The following is a 12,441-nucleotide window of genomic DNA, read 5'->3' as shown; positions in this document are numbered from 1 at the left end:
CATGGACAGTTTTCTTTTGCAGGCAACGATTTATCTGGGTGCTGCGGTCATCGCAGTGCCGCTGGCCGCGCGGCTGGGGCTTGGGTCTGTTCTGGGTTATCTGCTGGCGGGCATCGTGATTGGGCCAGTCACCGGGCTGGTCGGGTCGGAAACACAGGACCTGCAGCATTTTGCTGAATTTGGCGTTGTCATGATGCTGTTTCTGATCGGGCTTGAGCTTGAACCGCGCGCACTTTGGAACATGCGCCAACGGTTGCTGGGGCTGGGCGGTATGCAGATCCTGCTCACGATGGCGGCGATCACCGCAGGCAGCCTTGCGATGGGTTATCCCCTGTCGACTGCAATCGCCATTGGGATGATCTTTGCCCTGTCTTCGACCGCCATTGTTTTGCAGACACTGACCGAGAAAGGGTTGATGCAGACTGGCGGCGGGCGGTCCACTTTTTCGGTCCTTCTGGCACAAGACATCGCGGTGATCCCGATGCTCGCACTTTTGCCCTTGCTGGCCGTTCCCGCAGTGGCCACCCTTGCCAATGACGGATCAGTCGTGCGTGCTGTGGCACATGAGGATGATCATCACGCAGCCCTAAGCCTTGTTGAAGGCTTGCCCGGATGGGGCGTTACACTGGTCACGCTTGGGGCGGTTGCTGTTGTTATTCTCGCTGGCGTTTTTCTCACGCGCCCGGTGTTCCGCTATATTCATCACGCGCGGCTGCGCGAAATGTATACCGCACTGGCGCTCTTGATGGTTGTGGCGACTGCTGTGCTGATGACGATGGTGGGCCTCTCCCCCGCCTTGGGCACCTTCCTGGCCGGGGTTGTCCTGGCCAACTCGGAATTTCGGCATGAGTTGGAAAGTGACCTTGCCCCGTTCAAAGGGCTGCTTCTGGGACTGTTCTTTATCACCGTAGGCGCTGGCATTGATTTTGCACTGCTGTTTGGTGAACCTGCCCGGATTATTGGGCTTGCGATTGCAGTGATGGGGATCAAGGGTGTGATCCTCTTTGGTCTTGCCTTGCTGTTCAAGCTGCATAAGAAGGATCGCTGGCTCTTTACGCTTGGTCTGGCGCAGGCGGGTGAATTTGGCTTTGTCCTGATCTCCTTTTCGCTGCAACAAGGGGTGCTGGATGGCAGCCTGGCCAGTCAACTTTTGCTGGTCACGGCCCTGTCGATGCTGATCACACCGCTTATGTTCATCATCTATGAGATGATCATCAAGCGCATGGGCGACACCGATGAGACCGAACATGATGAGGTCGATGAGCAAGGCACTGTCATCATCGCAGGCATCGGGCGGTTTGGTCAGATCGTCAATCGGCTGGTACGGAGTGCAGGTTTTGAGACCGTCGTGGTCGACAACGATCTAAGCACAGTTCAGATGATGCGTAAGTTCGGCTTTCGCGGGTTCTTTGGTGACCCCACGCGCCCCGATCTGCTAAGCGCCGCCGGGCTGGAAGACGCGCGCGTGTTGGTGGTTGCGGTGGATGATCGCGAAGCGGGCAACAAACTGGTCCGCTATGCCCGCAAGGCCCGGCCTGATTTACATATCATCGCCCGCGCCCGCGACCGTATTCATGTGCACGAACTTTATGACGCAGGCGCAGATGACATCGTGCGCGAGATGTTTGACAGCTCACTGCGCGCGGGACGCTATGCGCTGGAAAACCTTGGTCTAAGCGAATTTGAGGCGGCGGAGCTGGAACAGGCCTTCTATCAGCATGACCGCACCGCATTGCTTGAGTTGGCGGCGTTATGGCGACCCGGTGTGCCAATTACGGACGTCCCGGAATATGTGGCGCGGGCGCGTAAACTCAACAGTGAGCTTGAGATGGAACTGACCGCGCGCCAACAGGCGAACGAGACGAGAAAAGACGCGTCCTAGCCGTCGCTCACCCCTGCTTCGGCAAAAGTAGCCATGCCAGAGTGACATGCAACAGCGCCTTTCAGCACCCCAATCGCAAGCGCCGCACCAGAGCCTTCACCCAGACGCAAACCAAGGCGCAAGAGCGGCTCTTTGCCAAGTGCGTCCAGCATGCGCTGATGTGCGCCTTCGGCGCTCAGGTGCCCTGCAACCGCGTGATCCAAAGCACCATCAACGGCCTTATGTAGCGCCGCAGCAGCGGCACAGCAGATAAACCCATCAAGGATCACAGGAATGCGGTGGTGGCGTGCAGCAGCAATCGCACCAGCCATCGCGGCCAGTTCGCGACCGCCCAGACAGCGTAATGCCTCAAGCGGATCAGAGGTTGCGTGCAAGGCAAGCCCGCGCCCCACCACATCCGTTTTGCGTGCCAGACCGGCATCATCCACCCCTGTACCGCGCCCCGTCCAATCGGCTGCATCACCGCCAAGGACGGCGGCGGCAACAGCGGCGGCTGAGGTCGTGTTACCGATCCCCATTTCGCCTGTGACCAGCAGGTCAGTTTCAGGATCGACAGCGTTCCAGCCGGTTTGCAGGGCGCGGGTGAATTCCTCTTCGGTCATCGCGGGGGCTGTCGTGAAGTCGGCGGTCGGGGTATCAAGCGATAGCGGGTAGACATCCATCTTGGCCCCGAAGGTTTTGGACAATTGGTTGATCGCTGCCCCGCCATGTTCAAAATTCGCGACCATTTGCATCGTTACCTCCGACGGGAAGGCCGACACCCCTTGCGCACAAACGCCATGGTTGCCTGCAAAGACGATCACCTGAGGCGCCGTGATCTGCGGCTGCGCATCACCGCGCCAACCTGCGTACCAGATTGCCAGATCCTCTAACCGGCCCAGCGCGCCGGGTGGTTTGGTCAGCTGTCCGTTGCGGTCTTGCGCGCCTTGCGTTGCGGCGGCATCTGGTCCGGGGGCGGCTGCCAAGGCATCGCGGAAGGTGGACAGGCTGGTAAATGGCGCTTGCATCGCGTCCTCTCTGCGGTCAATTCTTTGTCTTGTTTAAAGCACGCAGCGGCGATGGAAAGACCCCGGAAGGACGCATTTTGTACAAACACGACAATGCTTTGATTGACCGGGTTGATCTACCCGCTGCACTGGGTTTGCTGACACGCTTGCCCATCGTGGTCGATAGTGGCCGCGCGATGGATCGGGGTGCTGCGTCCGCTTGGGCCTATCCGTTGGTCGGCGTTGCCTTGGGCGTTATCATGGCATCGGCGGCAGCGCTGATGGCTTGGATTGGTATCCCGTCGGGGATCGCCGCCGGGTTGGTGCTGGCAGGATCGGTCGTCATAACCGGAGCGATGCATGAAGATGGGTTGGCCGATAGTGCCGACGGTCTTTGGGGCGGTTGGGACAAGGCGCACCGCTTGGCGATTATGAAAGACAGCCATATCGGGGTGTATGGCGTTTGCGCGATTGCCCTGTCCTTGCTGATCCGTTGGCTGGCTTTGGTAGTGATTGTGTCGGCTGGGGCCTATTGGGCCGCCTTCATCACCGCAGGGGCGGTCAGCCGGGCAAGTATGGTGATGGTCATGGCCATTTTGCCCAATGCCCGTGACGGCGGGTTAAGCCGGAACGTGGGCCGCCCTGCTGGTGCAACGGTGTGGCTGGCGTTGGCTATCGCCGCTGGTTTTACCCTGCTTGCAGGTTACCCATGGGTAATCATCGTTACAATTTTAACTACTTTAGGTTGTGTTTTGGTGGCCCGTGCAAAGATTGGCGGGCAGACGGGCGATATTTTGGGGGCTACCCAACAAATCACGGAAATTGCTGTGTTGATCGCAATTGTGGCAATGATCACCTAGGGCAGCGTGTCGCAAGCCAATGCGATGTCGAATGAGCTGCGGTCAACATGTGTTCCGATTGCGCGGGTCTGCAACTGGCCGTTCTCCAGAGTTGTTACCATCACCTTGGTCCAATCGGCATTGGCGGTCACCAACTCGGGTCCTTGCCCACAATCACGGATGCCGCCACCGATATCGCGTTCGCCGATACGGTGATTGGTCAGACCGGGTAGGTCCGCGACGGGTGTCAGGGCGCCATCGGCAAAGCGCCAGACGCGTAAGGTTTTCGCCAGATGCGGGCGGTCGATATAGGCGATTTCAATCACGCCATCGCCATCAAGGTCGGCGACCCCAATGGGCGCAAGCCAGCGGTTTGTCTGGCCAATATGCGGGGTCGCCGCGATTTTGCCCGTCTCATCATAAATCGCTATCTGGGCGCCTGCGCTGGCAAGGGTTTCAACAACAACCACCTCTGGCGTACCATCCCTGTCCACGTCGGCAAGGCGCGGGGCTATATCTTCAAACACGCGGTCTTGGGGCAGCACGAAACGGTGCAGGTCCGCATCTGTCGTGATCTGCAATTCACCCCATTCAATCGCATCGCCCAAAACACCGTGCGCATAGCGATCTGTGGGGGATGTATATTCCGCCGAGACAATGGTTTCGGCGCAGGCAGAGGTGGCCATGACGGCCACCCATGCAATAGTGCATATCAAATCTGCTTTTCCGGCATCTGCACACGCAGCCCGTCCAGATCATCCGTTACTTTCAACTGGCAGGTCAGGCGCGATTTTGCGGGATCAGGTTCATATGCAAAATCCAGCATATCTTCTTCCATGGCATCCTTGGCCGGCAGCTTTCCAACCCACGCGTCATCCACATAAACGTGGCATGTCGAACACGCGCAGGCGCCGCCGCAATCAGCCTCGATCCCCGGAATGCCATTGTCGCGTGCGCCTTCCATCACGGTCAGCCCGTTGGCGACATCAACAACATGTTCTTTGCCGCCATGTTCGACATAAGTGATCTTGGCCATCAGTGTTTGTCCTCTTTCAAGATATACTGGTTGGGAAACTAAGTAGTGCAGGTTTTTCGTCCTCGCCACCCCAAATGTTGTGATGTCAGGCGCTAACAGCTTGGTACACTGTGGACTCTTGCGCCGGAAGGCCTAACCTTCGCATACGTTGGGTCGGGGAGGCCCGAAAATTGGGAGAGTTCTATGCATTATCTATCAAAGGCCGTTCTGGCGGCCAGTCTTGTCGCCGCCGCACCAGTTGCACAGGCACAAGAGGCCGAAGAAGCCAGCTATATCCTTGCCACCGCATCAACCGGCGGTACCTATTATCCGGTTGGCGTGGCTCTTTCGACATTGGTGAAAGTCAAGCTTGAGCCGAGCCAAAGCATCGGCATGTCTGCCATCAGCTCTGCCGGGTCAGGCGAAAATGTCCGGCTGATCCGTGAAGGGGAAGCGCAGTTTGGTATTCTGCAAGGTCTGTTCGGCTACTATGCGGCGACCGGCACCGGCCCAGTGGATGAACCGCAAGAGCATCTACGCTCGGTCACCATGCTGTGGCAGAACGTCGAGCAGTTTGTCGTATCCTCTGATGTTGCGACCACCGGCACCATCGAGGACATGGTCGCATTGACAGGGGAAGGCATGGCCTTGGGTCGTCAGAATTCTGGTACGATCGGGTCGAACAGGACCATCATGGCGGGCTTTGGTGTGGATATCGAAACCGACTATGAGCTTGTGTTCGCAGGCTACGGCCCGTCGGCTGAGGCGCTTCAAAACGGTCAGGTCAAGGGGATCAGCACACCTGCCGGTGTTCCAACAGGCGCAATCAGCCAGCTCATGGCAGCGGCCGGTGATGGTGTCACCATGCTTGATTTTACAGATGAACAACTGGCCATGGCCGACGGCGACCGTGGATTGTGGACGCGTTATGTGATCGAGGCCGGCACTTATCCGGGCCAGACTGAAGACATCAACACAATCGCGCAGCCAAATTTCCTTGCGACACATGCGGATCTGCCAGAAGAAAACGTCTATCAGATTACCAAGACGATCTATGAAAACCTGCCCTTCTTGCAGGCGATTCACCCGGCCACAAAGGCCATGGCGCTGGAAGCTGCAATTGCTGGCTTGCCCGTACCCCTGCACCCCGGTGCGGCACGGTTTTATCAAGAGCAAGGGATCGAGATCCCTGAGCGTCTGATCGCAAACTAAAATACTGCGGCCCGCATCCGATACGGTGCGGGTCGTTTTGCAATTGAGGGGACGCATATGTCTGATGAAACCCCTGTCGAGGCAGCAGCGCAACGCGACTTCACCGGACTGACCAATACTGCCCTTGCCATACTGTGTTTTCTGATTGCGGTTGGGCACATCTACGTGGCCTTTGACCCGATCATTTCCGAATTCCATCGCAATGCCTATCACTTTGCGGGCTTCGCTTTTCTTGCCGCCATCCTCCATCCGCTTATCAAGGGCAAGACACGCAGCAAACCGATGCTGGCATTTGATTTAACCCTTGGCATCCTTGTCGCCGCGGCAGCGATCTATCTGCCCTTTGCCGAACAAGGCATCTACGACCGTGACGTCAAATTCTCGCCCCTTGACTGGGCAGCCTCTGTGATTTGTATCGTTGGCGCTATTGAGTTGACGCGGCGGTTGACGGGATGGGTGATCCCCTGCCTGATCGTGATTGCGATTTCCTATGTCGGCTGGTGGGGTCAGTTGATTGGCGGGGTGTTTTCCTTTCCGGGGCTGAGTTGGGAATCCATCGCGTTCCGGTCGATCTTTGGGGACGATGCAATGTTCGGCACGATTGCGCGGATATCATCAACCTTCGTGTTCCTGTTCATCATCTTTGGTGCGTTCCTGCTGCGCTCGGGCGCTGGCGATTTTGTTATCAATATCGCCCGCGCCATAGCGGGGCGTTTGGTGGGTGGACCGGGGATTGTGGCTGTCATCGCCTCTGGTCTGACGGGCACGATTTCAGGATCGGCTGTGGCAAATACTGCATCCACGGGTGTGATTACGATCCCTTTGATGAAGAAGGCAGGCTTTCCCCCCAAATTCGCTGGCGGGGTCGAGGCGGCGTCTTCGACGGGGGGGCAGTTGATGCCTCCAATTATGGGCGCGGGTGCCTTTGTGATGGCGAGCTTTACGCAAATTCCCTACGAAACCATCGTTGCAGTGGCGGCACTCCCTGCACTGCTCTACTTTCTGTCTGTGGTTTTTTTCGTGCGGATCGAAGCGCGCCGTTTAGGCCTGCCACCGATGGAAAGCGATGGCGAGACTGTTGGATCGGCTTTTAAGAAAGGTGGCGCGAGTTTTGTGATCCCTATCGGGGGGTTGATCGCGATGCTTGTATCGGGCTTTACGCCGGCCTATGCCGCCGTATTTGGTATCTTGGCGGTGATCGCGTCCAGCTGGCTGACCCAAAACCCGATGGGCCCGCGCGCTGTGTTTGAGGCACTGGTGATGGGCACCAAGGGCATGATTATGACGGCTGTTCTGCTGTGCGCGGTGGGTCTTGTTGTTAACGTGATCGCCACGGCAGGGATCGGGAACACCTTCAGCCTGATGATCGCGGATTGGGCCGGGGGCAACCTGCTGATCGCTATCGTGATGGTCGCGATTGCCAGCCTTGTGTTGGGCATGGGGTTGCCTGTCACGGCGGCCTATATCGTCCTCGCCACGCTTTCGGCCCCTGCCCTTGCAGGGATGATCGCGGACCGTTTTGTGATTGAGGCATTAGCGGCAGGCACATTGGGCGACGCGGGCAATGCGGTGCTGATGTTTGGCGTGCCGGACCCATCGGTGCTGACCGGACCACTGACAACTGAAAGCGCGACAGCCATCATACGCGCACTTCCATTGGAAGTGGCAGCACCCTTGCGCGATCTGGTTGTGCCGCAAGACGTGACAGTCGCGGCAATCCTGTCGGCGCATATGATTATCTTCTGGCTGAGCCAAGACAGCAACGTGACACCGCCTGTTGCATTGGCTGCATTTACGGCAGCCGCGATTGCCAAGGCCCCTGCGATGGCGACCGGCTTTGCCAGCTGGAAGTTGGCGAAAGGTCTTTATATCGTGCCCTTGATGATGGCCTATACCCCGTTCCTGTCGGGCGATTGGGGCGCGATGATCGTGATCTTTGCGTTTGGGGTGGTTGGCATCTATGGGCTTGCAGGCGCGCTACAGGGCTGTATGGAAGCGCCGCTAAACCCGGTCATGCGGATCATCGCAGGGTTTGCCGGGGCAGCCTGCATTTGGCCTGCGCCTATGGTCGTGCATATCGGCGGGGCGGCCGTGGTGCTTGTGCTTTTGGCCCTGAATGCGCGACAGTTGCACCAGACTGCACCAGCCTAGGGACACAACATGATACATCGCGGAAGCTGCCTTTGCAGTGCGGTTACATTCACAATCACGGGTGAGCTGCCAGAGATAAGCGCCTGCCATTGCACCGAGTGCCGCAAACATTCCGGCCATTACGAAGCATCGGTTGATGTTCCCCGCACGGCGTTACAAGTCAGCGGCGAGGCGCATGTTGGCTGGTATCAGTCATCGCAAAAAGTCCGGCGTGGATTTTGCAAAACCTGCGGATCAACGTTGTTCTGGGACCCCGTATTTCAGGATTGGACGGGCGTGGCCATGGGAGCCTTTGATACGCCGACAGGCACGAAACTGGCGCGGCATATCTATGTCAGCGAAAAAGGTGACTACTACGATATCACCGATGGCTTACCGCAGAACGAGCGCTGAAAACTCGTCTTTTCTATGTCCAATCAAACTTCCGCCGGAGGCATCACAACGGTGCCGCGTAGAAGACCGTTCCATGAACACACAAGGCCAAGAAAAAAGGCGGCCCCGCTGGGACCGCCTTTGTAAAAAAACATCAATGACGCTGTTCTACTCTTCCAGAACAAGTGCCACAAAGCGCGGATCACCGCCGCGACGTACCAGCAGCAGAAGGGATCTGCGTCCGGCCTCTGTGGCCGCTTCGATCCGCTCTTCTAGATCAGAAACCGAAGTAACGGCCTCCTGCCCTGCTTCGGTGATCACGTCACCTTCGATCAGACCCTTGGATGCGGCCTCGGAATCGGGGTTGATACCTGTGATCACCAAACCGGTCTCTACCGTCAGCGAGAACTGATCGGTCAGTTCCGGCGTGATCGAGGACAATGTAAGGCCCAGAATTTCCGACTGCTCCGGCGCTTCTTCTTCGGTTGAGGCAGGGAAAGCCACCGCTTCAGATGTCTCGCGGCGCCCCAAAACGACGATCAGGTCTTCCATTTCACCATCGCGCAGAACGGCCACGGGGACCTCTTTGCCAACGGGTGAGTTCCCGACGATCCGCACCAATTCACGGGTATCTTCAATCTCTGTACTATCGAAGTTGAGGATCACATCACCGGCCAGCATGCCGGCGTTTTCGGCGGGACCAGCAGGCACGTCAGTGACCAGTGCACCACGGGCCAGATCAAGCCCTTCGATCGCGTCCACCATATCAGGCGTTACATCCTGAATGCGCACGCCCAGCCAGCCGCGGCGGGTTTCGCCGAACTCGATCAGTTGATCAACCACGTTGGTTACAACAGCCGAAGACATTGCGAAGCCGATGCCGATAGAGCCGCCGTTGGGCGACAGGATCGCCGTGTTCACGCCGATCACTTTACCATCCATGTTAAAAAGTGGTCCGCCCGAGTTGCCGCGGTTAATCGCGGCATCTGTCTGGATATAGTCGTCATAGGTGCCAGAAAGCGCACGATCACGCGCCGATACAATACCGGCCGAGACTGAGAACCCCTGACCCAATGGGTTACCCATTGCCATCACCCAATCACCCACGCGGGAGCCGACAGCAGTGCTGTCGCCGAATTCCACAAAGGGCAGGTCTTCAAGATCAACTTTCAGAACGGCGATATCTGTGTTGGGGTCCGTGCCGATCAGTTCGGCAGGCACAGCGGGTTCACCGCCGGGGTAGAATTCGATCAGGATCTCATCCGCGCCGTCGATGACGTGATTATTTGTGACGATGTAGCCATCCGCAGAAATCACAAAACCAGATCCGAGCGCCGAAGAGCGCTGTGTACCTTGACCGGGGCCGCGTTCCAGATCGTTGAAGAAATCCTCGAACGGGGACCCTTCAGGTACCAACCCCTGTGGCCCTGTACGTCCGGCGACTGTTGTACTTGTGGTAATATTCACAACCGAAGGGCTGACCTGTTCGGCCAGGTCGGCGAAGGTTGTGGGGCGCGACTGTGCGTTGACCGGTGTCACCTGTGCCAGCACCATGGCGAAGGCTATAACCAGTGTTGTCACGAGTGCTGCGACCAAACGGCGAAGGCGCTGTTGGTCTTGTTGAATTGCGATTGCCTTGGCTTTCACGGGCAAATCTCCTTTGTCTTGGACATGGGCGGGCAGCGCTGCTGACCCGTTCTCTTTTTCCTGATGATCTATGTAGTACGCCGACAGCGCAACGCAAACTTCGCTCTTTTATGCTCAACAGGACGTGAATGGCGGTGTATGGGTTGTGCGGCGCCCACCGGTCAACAAGTAATCTTTGCTTCGGGACCGCAACGCAAAAGGGCCAACCGGATGGCTGGCCCTTTGCATGACAGATTTTTGGTCGCTTAGTCTGCGTTGCGGCCCTGATCGGACTTCAAGAAGTTGAAGAAGTCATTGTCAGGTGACAGGACCATGGTCGAGTTACCCGGCCGCAGAGAACGCTGATAGGCCGTCATTGAACGGTAGAATTCAAAGAACTCCGGGTCGCGACCGAATGCAGATGCAAAGATTTCGTTGCGCTGCGCATCAGCCTCACCCTGAATGATCTGGCTTTCGCGCTGTGCTTCTGACACTAGTTCGATCACGGTACGATCTGCACCCGCACGAATACGCTGGGCGGCTTCGTTACCACGCGCGCGTTCATCTGCGGCTTCCCGGTCACGTTCCGCCTTCATCCGTTCGTATGTGGCGTTGAGGTTTTCAGGTGGCAGATCGGTCCGCTTCAGGCGCACGTCGATCACCTGCAAGCCAAGTGCACGCGCCTGGGTAATCGCCTCGTTACGGATACGCAGCATCAAACCCGCACGATCCACCGACAAAATATCGTTCGAGGAAACCGAACCCAGAACCTCGCGCGTTTCAGCGCGCAGAATACTGTCAAGACGGCGCGCCGCCGCCTCTTCCCCGCCGACACCGACGGCGCGGCGGAACTGTTCGACATCTGCGATGCGGTAGCGGGCGAATGCATCGACAACCAAACGGCGGTCATCTGATGGTGTCACCTCGAGAGGTTCCAGATCACGGCTAAGGATACGGTCGTCATAGCGTACGACCTCTTGGATCAGCGGGATTTTGAACCCCAGACCGGGTTCTTCCTGCACTTTCACGATCTGACCGAACTGGAGCACCAGCGCCTTTTCACGTTCATCCACAATGAAAAGTGAGGACATGATGCCGATGATAACGACCGCAACTGCGGGTAGAAGGAATGCTGACTTACGCATTAGTTTGTCCCCTCAGTTGTATTGCGACGTAGCTCATTGAGCGGCAGATATGGCACAACGCCCTGCCCGCCCCCTTGGCCTTCGTCCAGCAAGATGATGTCAACGCCGCCAAGGACGCTTTCCATTGTTTCCAGATAGAGGCGCTTGCGTGTGACCTCTGGCGCTTGTTCGTACTCTCCCAAGACGGCAAGGAAACGGCTTGCTTCACCTGTCGCTTCGTTCACCACGCGGGCCCGATACCCTTCGGCTTGTTCAAGGATTTGGGCGGCTTCACCACGCGCTTCGGCAACCACCTGGTTGGCGTAGGCGTCAGCCACGTTTTGCACCCGGTCACGTTCCTGTTCGGCATCCTGAACGGCGCGGAACGAGGCGATAACGGGTTCGGGCGGGTCGGCCTTGTCAAAGTTGACACGGATGATGTTCACCCCTGAATCGTAGCTGTCCAATGTGCTTTGGATCAGATCGGCCAGTCGGTCAGCAATCGCACCACGGTCCCGGTTGAGGATTGGGGCCAGTTCGGACTGTGAAATAATCTCGCGCATTGCGGACTCGGCGGTTGCTTCGATTGTTTGAGGCGGATCGGCGAGGTTGAAGAGATAGGTTTGCGGATCGGTGATGTTCCAGACAACCTGAAAATCAATGTCCACGATGTTTTCGTCACCGGTCAGCATAAGACCTGCATCCATCCCGGACCGGCTGGTGCCGATGTCGATGTTGCGTTCCGTTGTTACTGCGATGACTTCGCGCGTGACCAATGGCCAAGGTGCAAAGTTCAAACCCGGCTCACCCACGGCAAGAAATTCGCCCAAGAAAAGCTCGACCGAGTTTTCTTCGGGACGCACTGTGTAGAAAGACGCCGCAAGCCACCCGATGAAAGCCGCGGCAAAACCAAGCCCCACCATACCGCGCGTCACCTGCGGGCCGCCGCCGCCACTGCCAGAGGATCCACCACTGCCATTGCCGCCGCCGCCCATCAGCACACGTAGCTGTTCACGGCCTTTATTAACCAGTTCATCAATCTCGGGAATGTTCGGACCGTCATTGCCTGGTCTGCGACCACCACTATCGCGGTCATCGTCATTTTTGCCGCCAGAGCCGTTGTTTCCACCGCCGCCCCAAGGGCCACCGTTATTTCCTGCCATTGTTTCCTATGCTTCCTTTCAGCGATACCCCACCATCGCGGGCTCTCCCAATGCCATGTGTGGCTTGATCT

At 57.6% G+C, this 12,441-nt stretch carries 11 protein-coding genes; 5 read left to right on the top strand and 6 right to left on the bottom strand.

Features of this window, described 5'->3' with window-relative positions:
• The first annotated feature begins 1 nt into the window (after position 1).
• Complete coding sequence (locus tag BC777_RS00395) at positions 2 to 1,882, top strand: cation:proton antiporter domain-containing protein (protein ID WP_100366201.1); 1,881 nt, start codon at positions 2 to 4, stop codon at positions 1,880 to 1,882.
• Here BC777_RS00395 and cobT read toward each other — a convergent pair.
• Positions 1,879 to 2,889, bottom strand: coding sequence for a nicotinate-nucleotide--dimethylbenzimidazole phosphoribosyltransferase (gene cobT, locus BC777_RS00390; protein ID WP_100366200.1), 1,011 nt, complete (start codon positions 2,887 to 2,889; stop codon positions 1,879 to 1,881). The two genes, BC777_RS00395 and cobT, sit on opposite strands and share 4 nt — an antisense overlap.
• Positions 2,890 to 2,966: 77 nt before the next feature.
• Between cobT and BC777_RS00385 the strand changes: the two genes are divergently transcribed.
• Positions 2,967 to 3,728, top strand: coding sequence for an adenosylcobinamide-GDP ribazoletransferase (locus BC777_RS00385; RefSeq protein WP_245834088.1), 762 nt, complete (start codon positions 2,967 to 2,969; stop codon positions 3,726 to 3,728).
• Here the strand turns inward: BC777_RS00385 and BC777_RS00380 are convergent.
• Together BC777_RS00380 and BC777_RS00375 are read right to left on the bottom strand one after the other, a co-directional pair.
• Positions 3,725 to 4,393 (bottom strand): FG-GAP repeat domain-containing protein, encoded by a 669-nt coding sequence (locus BC777_RS00380; protein ID WP_100366199.1) that lies wholly within the window; start codon positions 4,391 to 4,393, stop codon positions 3,725 to 3,727. The two genes, BC777_RS00385 and BC777_RS00380, sit on opposite strands and share 4 nt — an antisense overlap.
• A 26-nt stretch (positions 4,394 to 4,419) precedes the next feature.
• Positions 4,420 to 4,743 carry a 2Fe-2S iron-sulfur cluster-binding protein gene (locus BC777_RS00375; protein WP_100366198.1) on the bottom strand — a complete coding sequence of 108 codons (324 nt, stop codon included), beginning with the start codon at positions 4,741 to 4,743 and terminating at the stop codon, positions 4,420 to 4,422.
• Between the two features lie 183 nt (positions 4,744 to 4,926).
• Between BC777_RS00375 and BC777_RS00370 the strand changes: the two genes are divergently transcribed.
• The 3 genes from BC777_RS00370 to BC777_RS00360 are packed head-to-tail and all read left to right on the top strand — an operon-like array spanning position 4,927 to position 8,478.
• Positions 4,927 to 5,934 (top strand): TAXI family TRAP transporter solute-binding subunit, encoded by a 1,008-nt coding sequence (locus BC777_RS00370; protein ID WP_100366197.1) that lies wholly within the window; start codon positions 4,927 to 4,929, stop codon positions 5,932 to 5,934.
• 57 nt (positions 5,935 to 5,991) lie between these two features.
• The gene (locus tag BC777_RS00365) at positions 5,992 to 8,085 is read left to right on the top strand and encodes a TRAP transporter permease (protein WP_100366196.1); all 2,094 of its coding nucleotides are present in this window, start codon (positions 5,992 to 5,994) and stop codon (positions 8,083 to 8,085) included.
• 9 nt (positions 8,086 to 8,094) lie between these two features.
• Positions 8,095 to 8,478 (top strand): GFA family protein, encoded by a 384-nt coding sequence (locus tag BC777_RS00360; RefSeq protein WP_211095309.1) that lies wholly within the window; start codon positions 8,095 to 8,097, stop codon positions 8,476 to 8,478.
• 147 nt (positions 8,479 to 8,625) lie between these two features.
• On the opposite strand, the gene BC777_RS00355 is transcribed toward BC777_RS00360, so the two are convergent.
• The 3 genes from BC777_RS00355 to hflK form a co-directional block, all read right to left on the bottom strand.
• Complete coding sequence (locus BC777_RS00355) at positions 8,626 to 10,011, bottom strand: Do family serine endopeptidase (protein WP_245834239.1); 1,386 nt, start codon at positions 10,009 to 10,011, stop codon at positions 8,626 to 8,628.
• A gap of 338 nt (positions 10,012 to 10,349) precedes the next feature.
• Positions 10,350 to 11,228, bottom strand: coding sequence for a protease modulator HflC (gene hflC / locus BC777_RS00350; protein WP_100366194.1), 879 nt, complete (start codon positions 11,226 to 11,228; stop codon positions 10,350 to 10,352).
• Entirely contained in the window at positions 11,228 to 12,370 is a 1,143-nt protein-coding gene (hflK, locus tag BC777_RS00345; RefSeq protein WP_100366193.1) for an FtsH protease activity modulator HflK, read from the bottom strand. The genes hflC and hflK overlap by 1 nt, the downstream gene beginning before the upstream one ends.
• Positions 12,371 to 12,441 lie beyond the last annotated feature (71 nt).

Source organism: Yoonia maricola, assembly GCF_002797915.1.
Lineage (GTDB): Bacteria > Pseudomonadota > Alphaproteobacteria > Rhodobacterales > Rhodobacteraceae > Yoonia > Yoonia maricola.
The sequence above is the reverse complement of the archived record's forward strand: the minus strand, read 5'-3'. Positions and strand labels throughout refer to the sequence as shown.

What these genes read in the sequence shown, in the direction of transcription:
- BC777_RS00395 (WP_100366201.1), top strand. Translation starts at nt 2, where the DNA reads ATGGACAGTTTTCTTTTGCAGGCAACGATTTATCTGGGTGCTGCGGTC.
- cobT (WP_100366200.1), bottom strand. Translation starts at nt 2,889, where the DNA reads ATGCAAGCGCCATTTACCAGCCTGTCCACCTTCCGCGATGCCTTGGCA.
- BC777_RS00380 (WP_100366199.1), bottom strand. Translation starts at nt 4,393, where the DNA reads ATGGCCACCTCTGCCTGCGCCGAAACCATTGTCTCGGCGGAATATACA.
- BC777_RS00375 (WP_100366198.1), bottom strand. Translation starts at nt 4,743, where the DNA reads ATGGCCAAGATCACTTATGTCGAACATGGCGGCAAAGAACATGTTGTT.
- BC777_RS00370 (WP_100366197.1), top strand. Translation starts at nt 4,927, where the DNA reads ATGCATTATCTATCAAAGGCCGTTCTGGCGGCCAGTCTTGTCGCCGCC.
- BC777_RS00365 (WP_100366196.1), top strand. Translation starts at nt 5,992, where the DNA reads ATGTCTGATGAAACCCCTGTCGAGGCAGCAGCGCAACGCGACTTCACC.
- BC777_RS00360 (WP_211095309.1), top strand. Translation starts at nt 8,095, where the DNA reads ATGATACATCGCGGAAGCTGCCTTTGCAGTGCGGTTACATTCACAATC.
- BC777_RS00355 (WP_245834239.1), bottom strand. Translation starts at nt 10,011, where the DNA reads ATGGTGCTGGCACAGGTGACACCGGTCAACGCACAGTCGCGCCCCACA.
- hflC (WP_100366194.1), bottom strand. Translation starts at nt 11,228, where the DNA reads ATGCGTAAGTCAGCATTCCTTCTACCCGCAGTTGCGGTCGTTATCATC.
- hflK (WP_100366193.1), bottom strand. Translation starts at nt 12,370, where the DNA reads ATGGCAGGAAATAACGGTGGCCCTTGGGGCGGCGGTGGAAACAACGGC.